We start from the raw sequence: 20,706 nt of genomic DNA, 5'->3' as shown, positions 1-20,706 counted from the left end.
TCTTGAACAGTAAAGGTTGCAGCAGAAGTTGCTGTGTTTCCACACGCATCAGTAGCTGTAAAAATAACAGTAATCGCAGTTGAACAATCGTTTGCTAAGGCATCAAAGTCGTTTGACCAAGTTACCAAAGAACAATTGTCAGTAGCTGTTGCACCACCATTAGAGGCCAACCATGCTTCTACAGCACCTTGGTTTCCAGTTCCATCACATTCTACTACGATATTCGAAGCTTGTGTGGTGATTTCTGGATTAATCGTATCATTTACAGTAATTACTTGTGATACAGATGAAGTGTTTCCACACGCATCGGTGAAAGTCCAAGTTCTAGTGATTACAAAAGAGTTTACACATGTACCAGCTACAACAGTATCAACTCCTGTAGCAGTAATTTCACCTGTACATTCGTCTGTAGCAGTTAAAGATATATTAGCAGGTACTTCAGAGGCACAAGCAACAGAAATTGCTGCTGGAGCTGCTGGAGTAGCTGGAGCCGTAGTATCTTCTACATTTATAGTTTGCGAAGCGGTAGAAGTGTTTCCACACGCATCGGTAGCAGTCCAATTTCTAGTAATAGAATAAGAACCAGCACAGTTTCCATCAGTTCTACTATCAACAAAAGTTAAAGTAAAGTCAGAACCACATTCGTCAGAAGCAATTGCTTGAGCGAATTGAGGTACAGCAGGACATGTTATCGTTGAAGTTACTGGTAAAGTAGCAATAACTGGAGCCGTAACGTCTTCTACATTTATAGTTTGCGAAGCAGTAGAAGTATTTCCACACGCATCAGTAGCAGTCCAAGTTCTAGTAATAGAATAAGAACCAGCACAGTTTCCATCAGTTCTACTATCAACAAAAGTTAAAGTAAAGTCTGAATCACATTCGTCAGAAGCAATTGCTTGAGCGAATTGAGGTACAGCAGGACATGTTATCGTTGAAGTTACTGGTAAAGTAGCAATAACTGGAGCCGTAGTATCTTCTACATTTATAGTTTGCGAAGCAGTAGAAGTATTTCCACACGCATCAGTAGCAGTCCAATTTCTAGTAATAGAATAAGAACCAGCACAGTTTCCATCAGTTCTACTATCAACAAAAGTTAAAGTAAAGTCTGAATCACATTCGTCAGTAGCAGTTGCTTGAGCGAATTGAGGTACAGCAGGACATGTTATCGTTGAAGCTACTGGTAAAGCAGCAATAACTGGAGCCGTAACGTCTTCTACATTTATAGTTTGCGAAGCGGTAGAAGTATTTCCACACGCATCAGTAGCAGTCCAAGTTCTAGTAATAGAATAAGAACCAGCACAGTTTCCATCAGTTCTACTATCAACAAAAGTTAAAGTAAAGTCAGAACCACATTCGTCAGTAGCAGTTGCTTGAGCGAAATTAATTGATGCTCTGTTGATAATTCCCGATAAGCAACTAATTGTTGATTCTGCGGGTAAATCTGCAATCACAGGAGCCGTAGTATCTTCTACGTTTATCGTTTGCGAAGCAGTAGAAGCATTTCCACAAGTATCAGTAGCTGTCCAAGTTCTAGTAATAGAATAAGAACCAGCACAGTTTCCATCAGTTCTACTATCAACAAAAGTTAAAGTAAAATCAGAACCACATTCATCAGAAGCAGTTGCTTGAGCGAATTGAGGCACAGCAGGACAATTAATAGTTGTAGTTACTGGTAAAGCCGCAATCACTGGAGCCGTAACATCTTCTACATTTATTGTTTGAGAAGCCGTAGAGGTATTTCCAGCAGAATCCGTAGCAGTCCAAGTTCTAGTAATAGAATAAGAACCGGCACAGTTTCCATCTGTTCGAACATCAACAAAAGTTAACGTAGCTGCACCACAGGTATCTGTAGCTTGTGCTTGAGCAAATGCAGGAGTTGCAGGACAATTTATAGTTGATTCTCCTGGTAACGTTGCAATGGTTGGAGCAGTTGTGTCTACAATTGTAACTGTAATTGTAGCTGAACTACAATTAGTAGGATTAATTATTTCACATATTGTATAACCGAAAACATATTGACCAACTGCAATACCTGCAGTAATAGAAATATTTCCTTGAGCATCAAATGAGATATTTGGATTTGAGCCTGACGTAATCACAAAAGTAACATTCGAAGCAGAGGCTTGAATTGTACCAACAGTATCATTCGATAAGGCATTTCCAATAAGACCATTTTGAATACATTCAATTGCATTGATAGTGTCGTTTTCCGCCAGAATAACTGGAGCAGTTACAACAATAGTTACTATCGCAGTGTCACAATTTGTTAAGTTACCATTTTCACATATTTGATATGTTAAAGTGTAAGTTCCCGCTGGGGTTCCTACTGCAACATCAACACTTCCATCAGGATTTAGAGTTAAAGCACCTGTTGGATCTGGAGTTACTAAAGTTAATGTAACATCCGCAGGGTTTACTGGGTTTCCATTTAAAGTATCATTAGTAAACACATTTACAACACCCGTTTGTCCAGAGCCTCCATTAATTGGACCAGCACTATCATCTACCGCATTGATAGGACGACAAGCCGAGATTGTAAAAGCAAAATAACAGCCTTCTGCATTGTAGGGAACCGCATAATAAGTGACTGTTGAACCAGCTACAATTGGAAAATTAGTTATTGGCATAGCTCCAACTGGAACTGGGTAACTTGCATAAAACAATGAGCCTGGAGGGAACGCAGAGGCTAATTGAGCTGCAGAAACACTGGTTTCACCATTACAATAATAAAAATTTTGAACGAGTGGCACATCTTGACAGTTTTGTGCTACGAAGCTACCCGCATTAATACTAGCAGTAATAGGTTGATAAATAGGCTCGCCTTGACAAACCCCTGTGTTATTATATCCTAAAATTAAGGGTCTGTCTTTAAAAGGAATACTTGTGATTGCACCAGTACCAGATGTCATTCCATATAATGAAATGTTATTTGCACAAGCTGGGTTTGAAAGTATCGCACAATTGTCTGTAGCTTTTAATTTAAAACGCAATGAAGCAAGTAAAGTTTGTGGATTTGCCGGTAATGGCAAAGTTCCAAAATCCCAAACAATTGAACCAGTTGCACCTAAGTTAGGGTCAAAATAAAGGTTGTTTGGTGTTGGATTTGGCGAAAATAAAATAGAACTATTTAAACTTCCGGGTACAAAAGAAGCTGTGTATGGAATAGGTACTATTAATTTGTAATTATTTACCGCTTCTGTTCCTAAGTTTTTAATGTCAATTCCAAATTCAACTTCTTGACCTGGTTGAACACTATAAGGACCTCCAGGAGTAACTGGAATACCGCCTATACTTTGAACACTCAGTAATCCTTCAATTTCTGGGATATAAGCATCAACTGACATCGTAAGGTTATAAATCACATACGTATCTTGCGTTGTTCCATATCTAAAACGAGTAGAAGTTTGATTATTTGTAATAACAGCATTATTTGTATTTGGAATAGTGAACATGCTGATATCTAAACCTGTATTGTTTAAAAGATTTGGATTTCTAGTATTTCCTCCTGTATAAATTGAGGAGTTAAAAAAGTTATTTGTGCTGTTTGCACCATGATTTAAAGTAATCCAATTATTATTTGTATGATTTCTAATTTGAAAATAATCACCAGAAATACCTCGATCACCTTCACCAGCCATCATACCTAATTTCATATTAACTGGTCCAGCTTGAACCGTGTTAAATCCTGAAACTGGGATTTCAAAATCCGCAGTAATACTTCCCGCTACATAAGAGTGTCCGTCAAAAACGGTTACATCTCTCCATTTCATTTTAGCGTTCTCATAGACTACTACTAATCCCCAGCCACCGTAGTAACCAGTTCCGCCGCCATTTCCTTCAACTAAGGCAATGTCGGCAAGTGTGTAGCTTCCAGTTCCATTATTTTTAACATAATCGGTTACTTCAATATAACCAGAATACATAAAACCATCACCATTTACTGGATAATAAATATCGGAATCTTGTGCTGTTAAAACAGTATAACTTGAAGAGTTTGGCCCTTTAATCGAAACTTTTCTTTTATCAAAGGTTTTTGTTACCGTTGCTCCACCGACTTGTTTGCTTACCGTGAAAGTTGTTGGGCTACTTGTTCCATCAGATGCTCTACCCGTCCAATATAAGCCAGCATAAACAATATTTGAACAAGATGGATTCGCTCCATTTTCTGTAGATAGCACTAAATTGGCAGAAGAGGAGTTCCAAGTATTAGCATCACTGTCAACGTCAACATATCGCATGTTTCCGTTGTTGGATGATTCATTTCCATATTCCACTAAGGTAAGATTCGTGTTACCAAGCATGGTAAAATCACCCTTAACGTTATAAATGGTCTTACCCGGAGAATAAATTGACGTTCGTTGTGTAAACGGAACTTTTATCTGGGCATTTACCGTAAATAGATTACCTATTAATACTACTAACAGCAGTAAAAGGTAATTCGATTTTAGATTTAAATTTGAGTAGATATTCTTCATGATTTAATCATAGATTAGATTAATGTCTTTACGTATTAAGAAGGTTTTTCGATGCTGTATAAGACTACGAAATTTGGTTTTTCTCCTTGAATCATAGGTTCCAACAAATCAGTTGTACAATCAAATTGTACATTAAGATGTAGTACTTTTAATGAGGAGAATTTAGAAAAATCATTTATAGCAATGATTGAGCGTAGCTCTTGTCGATCTTTGATAGTAATCGTTACAATTTCAATCTTACTAATGTCTATTCTTAAAGTTTTGAGTAAGCCAATCGACTCAACATCGGTAAATATCGAAATAGGAGATTCTCCATAGGAGTTAATCCGCCCACTTGTAAGATAAACAGAAGGATGTAAATCCTTGATTAAGGACTTTATTGCACTCACATCATTGTTTCTGCTTGATGAAACTTGAGCTTTTACATACTTGTCTGAGCTTTCAATTTTTACATTTTGTGAAAATCCAAAAATAGGCACAATTAAAAGAAGAAGTACTTTTATTCTTGTCGAGTGGGGTAGACTCATTAAGAACAGGGATAAGGCATCCCTTTTTTGAAGGTTTGTTTCTTTTGATTGAAAAGAAACAGCTAGGTCTTTTTTCATAATTAAATAATTAGGTTGAATTGGGTTTGTTAATTTTTTTTACCTTCCACAGGCTATTTAAATAACGGGAGCTAAACTATATACAAATTCGTATTATTGTTTATTTTTCCCATAACTAACCAAAATACTCGATAAATGACACTGTACTATGCAGTTTAAAGATTATTTTGACATTTAATAGCTACTGCTTTCAATTTGTTAAATGATTTTTGACATACTTAAGCGTTAATTAATTCTTAAATACTGGACGAATGTAAAAGTAAAGAATGAGAAAAAAAAATATTTTATCGATAAAATGCATTTTATTGACGATAAAAAGTGTTAAAATACATATATTGTAAGAAAAAAAGTATAATAATTATTTTGTTGAAAACATGTTCATAACTTATTTCTTAATTAATTACTTTACAAAAGCTAATTCGTAAAAGCTTGAAATGTTAAAATAAAAGTATCTACTCTTAAATTTTAAATATATTTACTTAAATTGTCTCTTATTTATAAAATATGAAAAATCTAATTTTAATCAGACATGCTAAATCAAGCTGGGATGCTCCAATAGACGATAAACAACGTTTTTTATCTACTAGAGGAGTAAAAGATGCTCACTTGATTTCTCAACATATTGATACCCTGATTCCAAAAACAAATTTAATTTGGAGTAGCGATGCCAAAAGAGCCTCTGAAACGGCTATCATTTTTGCACAAAATTTAAATTGGCCGTTAGAAAGTATTATTTTTAAAGAAGATTTATACACCTTCGATTGTACTAAATTGGAAAAAGAAATTAAACGTTGTGCCGATGAGTATGAAAATCTTATTCTTTTTGGACATAATGAGGCAATCACAGAATTTGTTAATAAATTTGGAGATGTTTTTATCGACAATGTTCCAACAACTGGATTCATATCTATATCTTTTCCAGAAGACAGTTGGACAAAAATTAAAAATGGTAAAACAGCAACAATACTTTTTCCAAGAGATTTAAAAAATGATTAAAGCTATAGAATACCGTTATATTGACAGAGAAAAAAGTTGGCTGTGTTTTAATGCTCGTGTGCTTCAAGAAGCCGCAGACCCAACCGTTCCGTTATTAGATAGACTCCGTTTTCTAGGAATTTTTTCAAATAATTTAGATGAATTTTTTAGAGTTCGTTTCGCCGCAATTAGAAGGCTTACGCTTTCTGGCGAAACCGGAGAGAAGATTTTAGGCGGTATTACCGCTCAGCAACTTGTTAAAGACATTACAACGATTGTTATTAAACAACAATCAGAAAGTTTACGAATCTTAAGTCTAATAGAAAAAGAATTAGAAAAAGAAGGTGTTTTTATTATTAATGAAAAAGAAATATCCAAAGAGCAAGAAGGTTATATTCATGATTTTTTTATTCAAAAAGTAAGTCCTGCTTTAGTAACTATTATTTTGAATGATTTGGCCGAATTTCCTTTATTGAGAGATACTTCGGGTTATTTAGCAGTAAAATTAGTTATGAAAAGTGAGCCCGAAGTTGAAAAAGGTTCCTTTCTTGGCTTCAAAAAATCTAAAAAAGACATTCGTTATGCTGTTATCGAAATTCCTAAAACGCTCAATCGATTTGTGGTGCTTCCTGCCAACGGCGATAAACAATATATTATCTTACTTGATGATGTGATTCGGTACAACTTACACAGTATCTTCAATATTTTTGAATATGAAAGCATCTCGGCACACATGATTAAAATTACACGTGATGCACAGTTGGAATTTGATAGTGATATTGGTAAAAGTTTTGCTGAAAAAATTTCAGAAAGCGTTCGCGATAGAAGAATTGGCGAACCCGTTCGTTTTGTCTACGATCAATCCATTGATAAAGACACCTTGAAATTCTTTTTAGAAAAAATGAGTATTGAATCGACCGATAGTATCATCCCCGGCGGACGATACCATAACCGACGCGATTATATGGATTTTCCAAATTTGTCTCGTTTTGATTTAATATATCAACCTAAAACACCACTTCCTGTTGATGGCCTGGCTTTAGAAGGCAGTATTTTACAAAAAATTAATATGCAGGATTATTTAGTAAATGCTCCTTATCAAACTTTTGCTTACCTCATTAAATTTTTAAGAGAAGCGGCTCTTGACCCTAAAGTGGTCAGTATTAAAATTACGTTATATCGGTTGGCAAAAAATTCACAAATTATCAGTTCTTTGATAAATGCCGCTAAAAACGGAAAAAAAGTCACAGTCCAAATTGAATTACAAGCTCGTTTTGATGAAGCCAGCAATATTTCGTATGCAGAACAAATGCAAACCGAAGGAATTAATTTGATTTTTGGTGTGAAAGGATTAAAAGTACACAGTAAAATTTGTGTAATTGAACGGATGGAAGAAAAAAAAGTACGTCGTTACGGCTTTATTTCAACCGGAAATTTCAACGAATCGACGGCTAAAATCTATACCGATGTAACCTTGTTTACCAGTCATCAACAAATTTTAAAAGATGCCGATAAAGTATTTGATTTCTTTGAAGTGAATTATCGGGTTCACCGTTATAAACACTTAATTATATCGCCGCATTATACCCGAAATAAATTTTATAAATTAATTGATAGGGAAATTATGCACGCTCTTTCTGGAAAAGAAACCTATATAAAACTTAAAATGAATAGTTTGTCAGATACGCGAATGATTGATAAACTCTATGACGCCAGTCGGGCTGGAGTCAAAATTCAATTAATTATAAGAGGAATTTGTTGTTTAATTCCAGGAGTAAAAGGAATGAGTGAGAACATTGAAGCAGTCAGTATCGTTGATAATTTCTTAGAGCATTCAAGGGTTTTTATTTTTGGAAATAATGATAAGCCAGAAGTATTTATCTCTTCCGCCGATTTTATGACACGAAATATTGATGCTCGTGTTGAAGTAACTTGTCCTATATATGCTGAGAACATTAAATCAGAATTAATCGAAAGCTTTAATGTGGGATGGAAAGGAAATGTGAAAGTCCGAATTCACTCTGAAAAATTAGATAATAAATACCGTGTTCGCAATGAAGAAGAACGCGTCTATAGAGCCCAAATAGAAACTTATAATTATTACAGAAATCAATTGGATGTAATAACAGAAGAAATATAAAAATAACCGAAATGATTACTATTAAAAGATATGCAGCCATCGACGTTGGTTCAAATGCCATGCGATTGTTGATTTCAAATATTGTGGAACAAGATGGAAAAGAACCACAGTTTAATAAAAGTTCTCTTGTGCGAGTGCCAATTCGATTGGGACAAGACGTGTTTACTGTCGGAGAAATTTCCGAAGAAAATATTAGTCGAATGGTCGATGCCATGAAAGCATTTCAGTTATTGATGAAAATTCATAAGGTAGAACACTATAAGGCATGTGCAACTTCTGCCATGCGAGAAGCCGAAAATAATTCTGAAATTGTTGAACTCATCGAAAAAGAATCGGGTATTCATATTGATATTATTGATGGCCGTAAGGAAGCTACAATTATTGCTTCTTCTGATTTAAAAGAATACATTTCAACCGATAAAACCTATTTATACGTTGATGTTGGTGGTGGAAGTACCGAATTTTCATTATTTGATAATGGTAAAATTGTCGCTTCAAAATCATTTAAAAACGGAACGGTTCGCATGTTGCATAATATGGTCAATGAGGTGGTTTGGAATGAAATTGAAAAATGGATAAAAGCTAAAGTCGAACCTTATGATAGTATAACCATGATTGGCTCAGGCGGAAACATCAATAAATTATTTAAAATGACCGGAAAATTACAAGACAAACCCTTGTCTTTTTTAAATTTAAACGCCATGTATACCATGTTGAATAACATGACCTATGAGCAACGCATAGCCGAATTAGCTTTGAATCCAGATCGGGCCGACGTAATTATTCCAGCGACTAAAATTTATTTAAATGCAATGAAGTGGAGTGGAGCCCGACAATTATATGTGCCCAAAATCGGTCTCTCTGATGGCATTGTGAAAGCAATGTATTATGGAAAGTTGTGAGTTTATTAATTCTAAACATCCAAATCGAACGTTTTTCGTAATAATTCTAAATTCGGATTGATTTCATTCATTCGATTGAATTTGTCTTGCGGCGTAAAAGCACGTTTGTTTTCCATTTTTTCATTCACGATCAATTCAATTTCAATATCGTGATTGTGCAACATCCCACGTAAATAACCTAGAATTTCCTTTTTGGCTTCTTCAAATTCCAATTTGGTTCCTTCATTCGGAAGTTCATGCTTGATTTTTGTTCCTTCCAGTTTCGGATTATTTATCGTCATAAGCGAATGCATAATCATTTGCCCTTTTTCTTCCAATTTCACCGCAAATTTATTCCACTGAAGTAGCATGTCCGTTTCTGTAAAAGGCTCTGTGGGATATTGAATCGTTTCGTGAACGACTGATTTTTGTGCTTCGGCTAATTCTTTTTTTTGCTTAATACTGGCCAAAGAAAAAGCAGAAACTTTAGTTGAGTTTACCGTTGAATTTGTAATTGGTGTAGCAGAAACTTTTGGCTCGACCGTTTTCAGAATTTCTTTCGGTTCTTCAGGAGTAGGTAAGATCTCTATCGAAACATTCGGAATCTCTATCGCTCCTAGTCTTCCTAAAAAATGAAAAGGCGGAATTATATAGTCGTCAACTTTTTTTTTTCTCCATCAAAGGTGATGGAGGCTAATTGCATCAAACAAAGTTCAATGAGTAAACGTTGATTTTGACTAGTCTTGAATTTTAAATCGGTATCGTTGGCTAATTCAATTGCTTTTAATAAAAAGTCATGCGAACATTTTTGAGCTTGAAGACCGTATAGTTTTTGAGCTTGTTCTCCAACTTCTAATAAAATAAGTGTAGATGGGTTTTTGCAAACCATTAAATCTCTAAAATGGGAAGATAATCCTTGAATAAAATGATGGGAATCAAATCCTTTTGCTAAAATCTCATTGAATAAGAGTAATAGGTCTGGAATTTTGTTCTCTAAAATTAAATCGGTTACCGAGATATACGACTCATAATCTAACACGTTTAAGTTTTCGGTAACGGCTTGCCTTGTTAAATTATTTCCGCAATAAGAAACTACTCGGTCAAAAATGGATAAGGCATCACGCATTGCACCATCCGCTTTTTGGGCAATAATATGTAAGGCATCATCTTCAAATTGCACCCCTTGGTTTTCGGCTACATAAGCCAAATGCTCTTTCGCATCTTTAATAGTAATCCGTTTGAAATCAAAAATCTGACAACGAGAAAGAATTGTCGGAATAATTTTGTGTTTTTCTGTGGTTGCCAAAATAAAGATGGCATGTTTAGGAGGCTCTTCTAAGGTTTTCAAAAAAGCATTGAATGCATTTGAGGATAACATGTGTACCTCGTCAATAATATAAACTTTATATTGTCCTGTTTGTGGCGGAATCCGAACTTGGTCAATCAAATTCCGAATATCATCCACGGAATTGTTAGAAGCCGCATCTAATTCAAAGACATTAAAGGTGAAATCTTCATTCGGATCGTCATAGCCAGGTTGGTTAATTTTACGAGCTAAAATTCTTGCACAAGTTGTTTTTCCAACGCCGCGTGGCCCTGTAAAAAGTAAAGCTTGTGCTAAATGATTGTTTTCAATGGCATTGAGTAAAGTGTTAGTAATAGCCTGTTGTCCCACAACGTCAATAAACGTTTGGGGTCTATATTTTCTAGCCGATACTACAAATTGTTCCATAAAAAAACTTTGAATGACAAATATAAAATTTAATCTTCGATTGGCAAGCGAAGGAGGAAAATTAGTTATCAAATAGTGCCTACAGGAGTCATTTTTACTACAAACAATAAATTGTGACTAAAGGCTGAAAACCGCATTGGCATACTGTGACTTTAAATGGTGACTTACCACTGAAAACTAATGTATTAATAAATGTTATTCGTGTAAAAATAATATGTAACTTTGCACCCTGAAAAAAATATAGATGGAATCAATTAGAAACATTGCAATTATTGCCCACGTTGACCACGGTAAAACTACTTTGGTTGACAAAATTATGTACCATTGCCAACTTTTTCGTGAAAACGAAAACTCGGGTGATTTAATTTTAGATAATAATGATTTAGAACGCGAACGTGGAATTACCATTACTTCTAAAAATGTTTCGGTAACTTATAAAGGCACAAAAATCAACATTATCGATACACCTGGTCACGCCGATTTTGGTGGTGAAGTAGAGCGAGTATTGAATATGGCAGATGGTGTTTGTTTGTTAGTAGATGCTTTTGAAGGACCTATGCCGCAAACGCGTTTTGTACTTCAAAAAGCAATAGATTTAGGTTTAAAACCATGTGTGGTTATCAATAAAGTGGATAAAGAAAACTGTACTCCAGAAGAAGTACACGAAAAAGTTTTCGATTTGATGTTTGAATTAGGTGCAGAAGAATGGCAGTTGGATTTTCCAGCAGTATATGGTTCAGCCAAAAATAACTGGATGTCTGACGATTGGAGAAATCAAACAGAAAACATTGAACCATTATTAGATATGGTGATTGCAAATGTTCCCGCTCCAAAAGTGTCGGAAGGAACTCCACAAATGTTGATTACATCCTTAGATTTTTCTTCTTTTACAGGTCGAATCGCGATTGGACGTTTAGAAAGAGGTGTGTTAAGAGAAGGAATGCCAATTTCTTTGGTAAAAAGAGATGGTAAAGTAATTAAATCGAGAATTAAAGAATTACATACTTTTGAAGGTTTAGGTCGTAAAAAAGTACAAGAAGTAATTGCAGGTGATATTTGTGCTATTGTTGGTGTAGAAGGTTTTGAAATTGGCGATACGATTGCTGATTTTGAAAACCCAGAAGCATTGCAAACCATTGCTATTGATGAACCAACAATGAGTATGTTGTTTACCATTAACGATTCACCTTTCTTTGGAAAAGAAGGAAAATTTGTTACCTCAAGACATATTAGAGATAGACTGACCAAAGAATTAGAGAAAAACTTAGCCATGAAAATGGGTGAAACAGATTCTGCTGATAAATTCATGGTTTTTGGTCGTGGTGTTTTGCACTTATCGGTTTTAATTGAAACGATGCGTCGGGAAGGATATGAAATTCAAATTGGTCAACCACAAGTTATCCTTAAAGAAATTGACGGAAAAAAATGTGAACCAATAGAAGAATTAACAATCGATTTACCAGAGCATTTATCAGGTAGAGCGGTAGAGTTTGTTTCTATCCGTAAAGGCGAAATGCTTTCTATGGAAGGAAAAGGTGAACGAATGACTATCAAATTTAATATCCCGTCTCGTGGAATTATCGGATTGCGTAATCAATTGCTAACAGCAACAGCTGGTGAAGCTATTATGGCTCATCGTTTTATTGGCTATGAACCTTACAAAGGTGATATTCCTGGAAGAAATAACGGTTCGTTAATTTCGATGGAAAACGGAAAAGCAATTCCGTATTCTATTGATAAATTACAAGATAGAGGAACATTTTTTGTTGATCCAAACGAAGAAATTTATGCGGGTCAAGTAATTGGTGAAAATACACGTTCTGATGATATGGCGGTGAATGTAACCAAAACGAAAAAGCTATCAAACGTTCGTTCGTCAGGTGCAGATGATAAAGCCAGAATTATTCCACCAAAGAAATTTTCACTAGAAGAAGCTTTGGAATATATTCAAAAAGATGAATACGTTGAGGTAACACCAAAAAGTATTCGTTTGCGTAAAATTTTCTTAGATGAAAATGATAGAAAACGTAATAAAATATAATTATCTTTTCACAAAGAACAAATCCCAACTACGAAAGTAATTGGGATTTTTTTATTTCAAGAAAATCGAATAGTATTACAGAATATTTCCAGTGGAGGTATTTACAAGCATGATCCATAAATCATCCACATATTTTCCTTCGGCATTCGAATAGTAATATGCTAATGCATCACTCCAATTATTGAAATGTGCTAAATAAACACTTTTAAAATTGGTATTCGGATTATATAATACTTCAGGCTGAAGACCTTCTTTTTTTAGTTTTGCAACAAATCGGGTCGTATTAGAAGGGACAGCAAAAACATTGGCTACAACATAATAGCCTTTTTGTTGTCTCGGAATAATCACGTCTGCACCTGGCAAAACCGTGATGCGTTTTTTACTTCCAATCATTGAAGCAGCCGCACTTTTTTGTTCGCTTTCGCGAATCATATCCATAATGCTATTGTATGTTCGAATTGGTTTTTCCGTCGGTTTTGTTTCAACTAATTTTAAAGTTTCAGTTTTAGTTTCTTCTTTTTTTTCTGAAATCGGATTTGTTTCGACACTCTTTTTTTCTGGAATAGAAGATTCTACTATCGTTTCTGAAACTGGAATTATTTCTTTTTTTGTGCTTAGTATAACTTGATTACTTACATCTATTTTTTTTGGTTCTTGAGCGATTAACTTTGCAGCTTCTACACTTTTTAACGGATCAATAACTTCTACATTAAAGGCATTAAAAAACATCGAATAGCGGTCGCCAGACGATTTTAATTTTAAAGAAACTTTAGTGGTGTTATTTTGAATAATAGTATTATTTTCGTTTTCAATCGATAATAAACAGGTGTCATAGCCTAGCGTATTTAAACTATTTGGATTTCGTAAAGTATAAAAATCTTGATTGACTACAATGGTGCTGTTAAAAAAATTATCGGCAGGTTTTAACGGATGACTTAGTAAACTGTATTTTAAACTTTCGCCAGATTTTATTTCTAATTGATCTCCCGTTAAATTATAATCACCTTCTAAGGCTGCACAAGCTAATTTAGCATTTACTTTACCTTCTGGCAAGGTCATAAAACCATTGTATAAAATCTCAACGGGTCGTGTCGTAATCCCGACAAATCCGTCAAAGGAAGTGATGAATTTTTCCGTATCTGTGGCATCTTCATAAACGACAAAAAGCGTCCAGCCTCCAGCCACTCCGCCACTAATTATTCCTTGTGTTGCTTTGATATTGGCAACCGTGTACTCACCATTTGGATTAGATAATGCTTGAATATATTTTGTAACATCTGCATAAACGGCATACGGAGCACTTTCTTTAAAATTTTTCTGATTCAAACCATCGTATAGAATTTCTCCTTTTAAATCTAGGTAAGCAGCACTTCCTGGTAATTTAAATTTAATTTCATTCACCACGCCACGAGCTTCATCAGTGGCAATATAATTCCATTTTTTATCTCGAATTCCAGCTTCATATTTATACGAGGCAGCCCAGTATAAACCGGCATAAATAATTTTTTTGTTGTAAACCGTTTCTAGTTGTAATTCTGCTGTACTCGAACTAAATGTTGTTTCATCATTATCCACATCGATATAAGCCATTTCAAATTCATCATTTAATTTAGCTTTCTCAGAAAGTTCATTATACGGTTCGGAAGTTGACTCTTTATTGCTTTTTCGATTAACAATACCATTGGCAATAACAGTCATATCACCTTTTACATGCGATTGATACCTTACTTTGAAAGGAACAGCTAATTGCGCATATCCGCTTTGAAAACAAAAAAAGAGTAGAAACAACGAGATGGAAAATACTATTTTGGCTGTGAATGATTTAGTCATAAATGAAAAGTTTTAAAAATCGTTTTAGCAACTACTAAATTACCGTTTTAACACTTTCCTTTTAATAGGAGAACTTTTTTTTTTCAACATAGAAGTTGAATAACTTTCTTGTTAATTTAAAAAAGGGAATACTTACTTAGCTAACAAAAACTCGAATGGAATAGATAAGCGTTCTCGCCACGCATTTTCAGAATGATCGGCTCCTTCAAATTTTTTGGTCAACCAGTTTTCTGTAGAATAACCTTTTTCTTTTAAAATATGATCAACTTGAATTTGAAACGGTTCATATTGGGCGTCAAGCGTAGCTGTACCATAATCAAAATAAAAACGATGGGTTTTAGGATCGGGTAATTTTGTTTGCATATAGTTGAAAAAAGCTTCTGGAATCGGATTGTTTTCTGTGGATAATGTTCCAGGCCAATGTGTCGATAAACAAGCAGCTCCACCAAAAACGGTGGGATATTCACAAACGGCATACATTGATATGAGTCCACCCATGCTTGAACCTGCCATAAAAGTAGACTGCATTTCCTTTCGAGTAGAATAGGTTTTGTCAATAAATGGTTTGAGTTCTTCTACTATAAATTTCAAATAAGCATCTGAATTTGGTTTGAATTGTTCTATTGTCATTTTTGCTTCTTGTAAGGAAGCAGAAATAGTAGCTTTTTGGTCAATACTTAGCGAATCATACGGTTTCTGCGGAAAATAATCGGCATGTCGGCTAGCGTAATTGCTCCAAATTCCGACTACAATTACGTTTTTTATTTTTCCGGTTCTTGCCAAGTTGGTCAAACATTCGTCTACACCCCATTCTTGATTATTCCATGTGGTATTGGCATCAAAAAGCATTTGTCCATCGTGCATATATAACACAGCATATTTCTTTTTTGGATAATAATTTTCTGGCAACCAAACACTTACATTTCTAGTGGAAATATAAGTAGAAGGAAAATTCTCGTAAATTTCAATATTTCCAGCAGAAACAGTAACTTTTTGAGCGAAACCGTTTATTACAAAAAATATACTAAAGAGTAAAACTAATTTTTGATACATATTCTTATCGTTTTAAGGCAAAATGTCCTTTGATAGAACGGCCATCTTTAAAATCTATTGAATACCAATAATCGGTAGAAGGTAACGGACTTCCGTTAAAAGTTCCATCCCAACCTTTACTTTTAGGATCAATTTGAATAATTAATTTCCCAAATCGGTCAAAAACATAAATAACAGAATTGGAATAATATTTTTCGTTCACGCCACGAACTTGCCAAGTATCATTGAATCCATCCCCATTTGGTGTGAAAAATTTTGGAGCTCCTAAAACAGAAATTTCTTGTGTGACAATGCCACAACCTAGCAAATCTTTTACATAAACTGTATAAATACCAGCAGTAACGTTTTCAAAAACTCCTGCTGTTTGGTATAAACCAGTCGGTGAATCTAAACTGAAAACATAGTTTCCAGAACCGCTCACCACTACGGTAACGGTATTGCTTTCTACTAAATCGATCACTGTAATGTCTTCGATAGTGGCTGGTTGAGAATAGACAATTTCAATTAAACGGGTTTGTTCACATCCAAATTGCGAAGTTACCAAAACCTTATAAAATCCATTTTGATTAACAGTGAGTTCGTAATTTGTTGCTCCATTAATTATTTCGTCATTTCTAAACCATTGATATGTAAAATCAGCGGGACTTCCTCCTAATAAACCGGCATCAAAGGTGATTTCGTCGACATTAAAACAAATAATTTCTGTAAATCCATCTTCTAATTGTGGTAAGGGATGAACGATGAAATCAAAAGTTCTTGTTGCAAAACAAGTTGTATTAATTGGGTTAGTGACTATCGCTGTAATAGTTTGTGAACTTGTTCGAAACGGATTTGGCAACGGACTCGGCAACGCATTTCCGTTTTCGTTTAAATAAGTAACACTCATGCCTGTTTGACCATTGAGTAAACTACTTTCTATGGCAGAAGTATCAAAACCATATTGACCATCTTCCAACCCATCGTCATCACAATGACTTAAATTTGAAACGGGATAAGCCACAGGTAGAACATCCACGATAAAAGTAAGGGTTGTTTCATCAAAACAAGGACCGTTTAGAGCCGACGTGGTTGTATTTGCAACTACAATTCGAATGGTTTGCGAACGCGTTAAAAAGGGGTTTGGTAACGGACTTGGTAACGGACTATTATTTTCATCAAAGTAAGTTACGTTCACATTTGCTGGATTCTGAATTCCTAAAATAGTTGATTGAACCATACTCGTGTCAAAAGGAAAACGACCATCTTGGTTATCATCACAAGAAATTAAATTAGCAATGGGGTTAGCAATTGGTAATTCTTCTACTGTTAATTCAACAAAAGCCCCTAAACCAAAACAAGCATTATCTAACGTGCTTTCTACCCGAACCCAAATTTGTTGAAATCCCGGAAATCCGATATTTCGATAATTGGAAGGGTCTACTTCTATCGAATTACCATCGATGTCTGTTTCTGCTAAAGCATCTGCTTGGGTTTTATAATATTTAATAGTGAAAGGAGTTGCAGCGGGTAATAAGGCTGTGATGTCGTTGGTAACACTACTAAAATTAAATAGTGAAATACCATCTCTGTTATCATTAGCTGAGTTTAAAAAATCATCACATACTGCGAATTTTCTTAAAAAGCTACTTGGGATTTGAGTTGCAGAAACAAAAACATTGATTTGTCCTACTTGAAAACAACCATCGCTATTTTCTACACGGACCCAAACCACTGTGTTTCCTGTGTTATAGGTCAACGGATTTAGAATTTTAAAAGCAGTAGTGTTGTTTTGAGCCGCTATTTGCGTTGTAAAATAAGTAAATGTTTCATTAGCTGAATTGGCAGAAATAATATCGTTTTTTTGAATTAAACTCACTTCCGAAATCCCGTCATTTGTATCATCATTATCACATTGAACAATAGAAACAGGCGAAGTTAAAACAGGTAAAGGATAAACTGTTAATTGAGCAGCTTCTGAAAATAAACCACAACTATTGCCATTTCGGTTTAATAAAACACGATATTGATAGGTATTCATTGAGGTTGTTGCTCCAATAATTTGTAAATTAATAGTTGTTGTTCCAGAATATAATCCAGAATTAGTTAGGTTTGTCCACGTTGTGCCACCATTAGTGCTCACTTGCCATTGATAACTAGTAGAAGGAGTTCCTGTGAATGTAAAACTAGCATTTTGCGAATTACATGTCACTTGATTTTGTGGTTGAGTAGCAATAACAATTGGAGCTCCGATGATGTAATTTGGGTTTGGAGTAGTGTAACCGTTTGGAGCGTTTGTAACAATTCCGAAAGCATCAACCGTAACGGCAACATTGCCCAACAAACCATCGTTATTGGCATCAGTAAAACCAGCTTCAATCACATCAGGACACAAATCGCCATCACTGTCTAACGAGATATAATTAGCAATTCCATCACCATCGGTATCAATCGCTGTTTCAACCGAATCGTATATTCCGTCGTTATCACTATCTAAATCTAAATAATCCAAAACACCATCGCCGTCTGTATCTATTGGAATTATTCCACTTCCGTAAACATCACTCATTCCATCTCCATTAGCATCAATGGGAGAGGAGACAATATAGTTTTGACCTTGAGCTTCAATATTGTCTGAAATGCCATCGCCATCACTGTCTAAATCAAATTGATCAGGAATGCCATCTGAATCAGAATCTTTTGGAACGCAAGTAGCGAAAATTTTGAAAGTTGCACGTGAAGAGCCTTCCGAAATATTAATGTGTTTGATGGATAAAAAATCAGTTAAATAGCTGCGAATTTTAAACGTTCCACTCCCAGCAGCAAGTGGTACGGTACTATTTAATCGGAATCGAATTTGAAAAGAAGAAAATTGGGTTATGCCACTTTCATAAATTCCATCATAATTGGTGTCAATTAAAAGTTGTCCTGTTGGATTGAGAATCGTAATCGTTTTGTCAATAGCACATTGGATGATAAATTCACCTGTAGAATTTAATAAATTTCCTGGAGCCGAAGTCGTTACATATTCCATTGAAAGACTAACAGGTTGAGCAAAATTCATTTCATAAGTTACTTCGTTATCAATTCCATTAGCTGGATTAGTGATAAAACTTCCGTCTGCAGCTCCAGAAAAAGGCGTAGTGGTTGGTGTATTTGTTCCAGCTGTAGAAACTAAACCTGTAAAAGAGTTAGTATAATTTCCGACAATAAGATTTCCTGTGGTTAGATTGGTGAGATTGAAATCTTTATTCCCATAGGATTCTATACAATTCGCAATACCATCGTTATCAAAATCGATATCAATGTTGTCAATTGCACCATCCAAATCAGTATCCTCAGGACAAGAACTTACGGGAATTTCATCTGAAATTAAAGTAATCGCACAAGCGGCAACTGTGGCAGAAAGATAATATAAACCAGGAATTGTGGGAGTATAGCTCGGATTTGTTGCACCCGCAATAGGTTGACCATTAAAAAACCATTGATAGGTATCAAAAGGCGAAAGCGAATTGATGGATAAATTTACATTAGGAATACAATTCGAGGTAGTAATATCAATTCGGTTAAAAGAAATTTCGGGTTTAAAAGTAAATCCTGAATAATAACCGCCATAGGTTGCGGCGTCATTAGAACCAAAATAGGATATATATAATTGTTTATCGGCAAATATGGAAATGTTTCCAGTAATCCCTGTTAATTTATAGGTTTCATAATCTGCATTTCCATTTACTGCAAATGGTCCTTGAACATTAACATTTGAAGGAAGTGACGCTAACGAATAATTAGTTCCATTGATGATAAAATCTAGATTTGCTCCCGTTTCTGTCACAATGTTTACACCACTATTTACCACGAAAGAAATATTTCCAATTAAATTAATTAAAGGAATATTGTCAATAATCTTAGGGGTTTGACAACTTAAAGGCGGAACAAAAAACATTTCTTGGTTGGCTTGCGAATTTCCTCCAACACCTTGATAAGCAAATACATTTTTAGAAGTTTGTACGTATAAGTTTCCGTTTGCACTATATTCTGAACCATCTAAGGCGATATAGTCGCCCGCATTTAGCTGATAGTCTGGAGTTCCTGTATTTCCATTTAAATAAATCTCAGTATTATTTTCATGAGCAATGAGCAAAGGTCTTTCGGTAATATCTATTCCAAAACCTCGAACAAAAATATATTCATTTCCAATACGTTCTGTAGATACAATTTGGTCGAAACCTAAGTCGAGGTTATTATCGACATTTCCGTTTGTGCCAGCAAAAGAACCACAATTTACGGTAATTGGTTTATCAGATGAAATTAATGCTCCAATTAAACCATCGGTATTGGGGCCTGAAGTTGGTCCCGTTGTTGCCATTACAAAGCTTTGACCTCTATTTAAACTGATGGAAGGCGGTAAGTTTCCAGAGCCGCCATTGTTAATTAAAGTAACTCCTGGGGCAATATCATTAAAATCGACTGTGGTGTTGTTTTCTGTTGCTAAAATCGAAACAAAGGTTAGGTGATTATTAGTAATTCCTGTAATTCCAGTATTGACAAAAGCTCCCACCCGAAATTGAGTTCCCAACGCGGCCAATCCTTTTGAAACTAATCCACCTGCTTGATAATTTTGCGGAGAAGCGGTTAGGCGGATAGCTACATAGACTTGGTCTTCCGCTTCTATAATATAACCTTTATTGTTTAATATGGAACTGATGCTTCCGGTAGGCACCATCAATTGTGAATCGACACCAAATCCAATATTATAAACATAAGGATTGTTTCTTGAAACTGTGCCACTTATGGTTCCGCCACCTAATGAATTAATCGTGAAATTAACGGGCGTTAAACTTGGCGAAGAAATGTACATGTATTGATTTTGTGCTGGTTGACCTCCAGACCCACTAAGCGGTGGAATATAATGGGTTTTACTAAATTGTGCAAAACCAGTAAATGTAAGTAGTAAAAAAAACAGGTATATTTTTTTCATAAATTTTTAAAAGGATATCA

The 20,706-nt window shown here is 35.0% G+C and carries 11 protein-coding genes; 4 read left to right on the top strand and 7 right to left on the bottom strand.

Going from position 1 to position 20,706, the window contains the following annotated elements; all coding sequences use genetic code 11:
• Both PHR76_RS05745 and PHR76_RS05740 read right to left on the bottom strand, forming a co-directional pair.
• Positions 1–4,475, bottom strand: a 4,475-nt coding sequence (locus tag PHR76_RS05745; protein ID WP_300059469.1) for a hypothetical protein, incomplete at its 3' end; no start/stop codon positions are given.
• A 35-nt stretch (positions 4,476–4,510) separates the two neighbouring features.
• Positions 4,511–5,080 carry a hypothetical protein gene (locus tag PHR76_RS05740; RefSeq protein WP_300059467.1) on the bottom strand — a complete coding sequence of 190 codons (570 nt, stop codon included), beginning with the start codon at positions 5,078–5,080 and terminating at the stop codon, positions 4,511–4,513.
• Positions 5,081–5,584: 504 nt separating this feature from the next.
• Here PHR76_RS05740 and PHR76_RS05735 point away from each other — a divergent pair.
• From PHR76_RS05735 to PHR76_RS05725, 3 genes are read left to right on the top strand one after another with little or no spacing between them, the layout of a single operon-like run.
• Positions 5,585–6,076: a histidine phosphatase family protein gene (locus tag PHR76_RS05735; RefSeq protein ID WP_300059465.1), complete on the top strand. Its 492-nt coding sequence runs from the start codon at positions 5,585–5,587 to the stop codon at positions 6,074–6,076.
• Complete coding sequence (gene ppk1, locus PHR76_RS05730; RefSeq protein WP_300059463.1) at positions 6,069–8,195, top strand: polyphosphate kinase 1; 2,127 nt, start codon at positions 6,069–6,071, stop codon at positions 8,193–8,195. Before PHR76_RS05735 ends, ppk1 begins: the two co-directional genes overlap by 8 nt.
• Positions 8,196–8,206: 11 nt before the next feature.
• The gene (locus tag PHR76_RS05725; protein ID WP_300059461.1) at positions 8,207–9,097 is read left to right on the top strand and encodes an exopolyphosphatase; all 891 of its coding nucleotides are present in this window, start codon (positions 8,207–8,209) and stop codon (positions 9,095–9,097) included.
• An 11-nt stretch (positions 9,098–9,108) separates the two neighbouring features.
• Here the strand turns inward: PHR76_RS05725 and PHR76_RS05720 are convergent, their stop codons facing one another.
• Together PHR76_RS05720 and dnaX are read right to left on the bottom strand one after the other, a co-directional pair.
• Positions 9,109–9,546, bottom strand: coding sequence for a DNA polymerase III (locus PHR76_RS05720; protein WP_300059459.1), 438 nt, complete (start codon positions 9,544–9,546; stop codon positions 9,109–9,111).
• A 176-nt stretch (positions 9,547–9,722) separates the two neighbouring features.
• The gene (gene dnaX, locus PHR76_RS05715; RefSeq protein WP_300059457.1) at positions 9,723–10,808 is read right to left on the bottom strand and encodes a DNA polymerase III subunit gamma/tau; all 1,086 of its coding nucleotides are present in this window, start codon (positions 10,806–10,808) and stop codon (positions 9,723–9,725) included.
• 244 nt (positions 10,809–11,052) lie between these two features.
• Here dnaX and typA point away from each other — a divergent pair, with 244 nt between their 5' ends.
• Entirely contained in the window at positions 11,053–12,849 is a 1,797-nt protein-coding gene (gene typA / locus PHR76_RS05710) for a translational GTPase TypA (RefSeq protein ID WP_300059455.1), read from the top strand.
• A 75-nt stretch (positions 12,850–12,924) separates the two neighbouring features.
• Here typA and PHR76_RS05705 read toward each other — a convergent pair whose 3' ends face one another.
• From PHR76_RS05705 to PHR76_RS05695, 3 genes are all read right to left on the bottom strand, one after another.
• On the bottom strand, positions 12,925–14,679 hold the full coding sequence (locus PHR76_RS05705) for a hypothetical protein (protein WP_300059453.1): 1,755 nt from the start codon (positions 14,677–14,679) through the stop codon (positions 12,925–12,927).
• A 132-nt stretch (positions 14,680–14,811) separates the two neighbouring features.
• A complete protein-coding gene (locus tag PHR76_RS05700; RefSeq protein WP_300059451.1) occupies positions 14,812–15,732 on the bottom strand; it encodes an alpha/beta hydrolase-fold protein in 921 nt (306 codons plus the stop codon).
• 4 nt (positions 15,733–15,736) lie between these two features.
• On the bottom strand, positions 15,737–20,686 hold the full coding sequence (locus PHR76_RS05695; RefSeq protein WP_300059449.1) for a T9SS type B sorting domain-containing protein: 4,950 nt from the start codon (positions 20,684–20,686) through the stop codon (positions 15,737–15,739).
• Positions 20,687–20,706 lie beyond the last annotated feature (20 nt).

Source organism: Flavobacterium sp. (assembly GCF_028689845.1).
Lineage (GTDB): Bacteria > Bacteroidota > Bacteroidia > Flavobacteriales > Flavobacteriaceae > Flavobacterium.
This window is presented reverse-complemented; position numbering and strand designations above follow the sequence as displayed.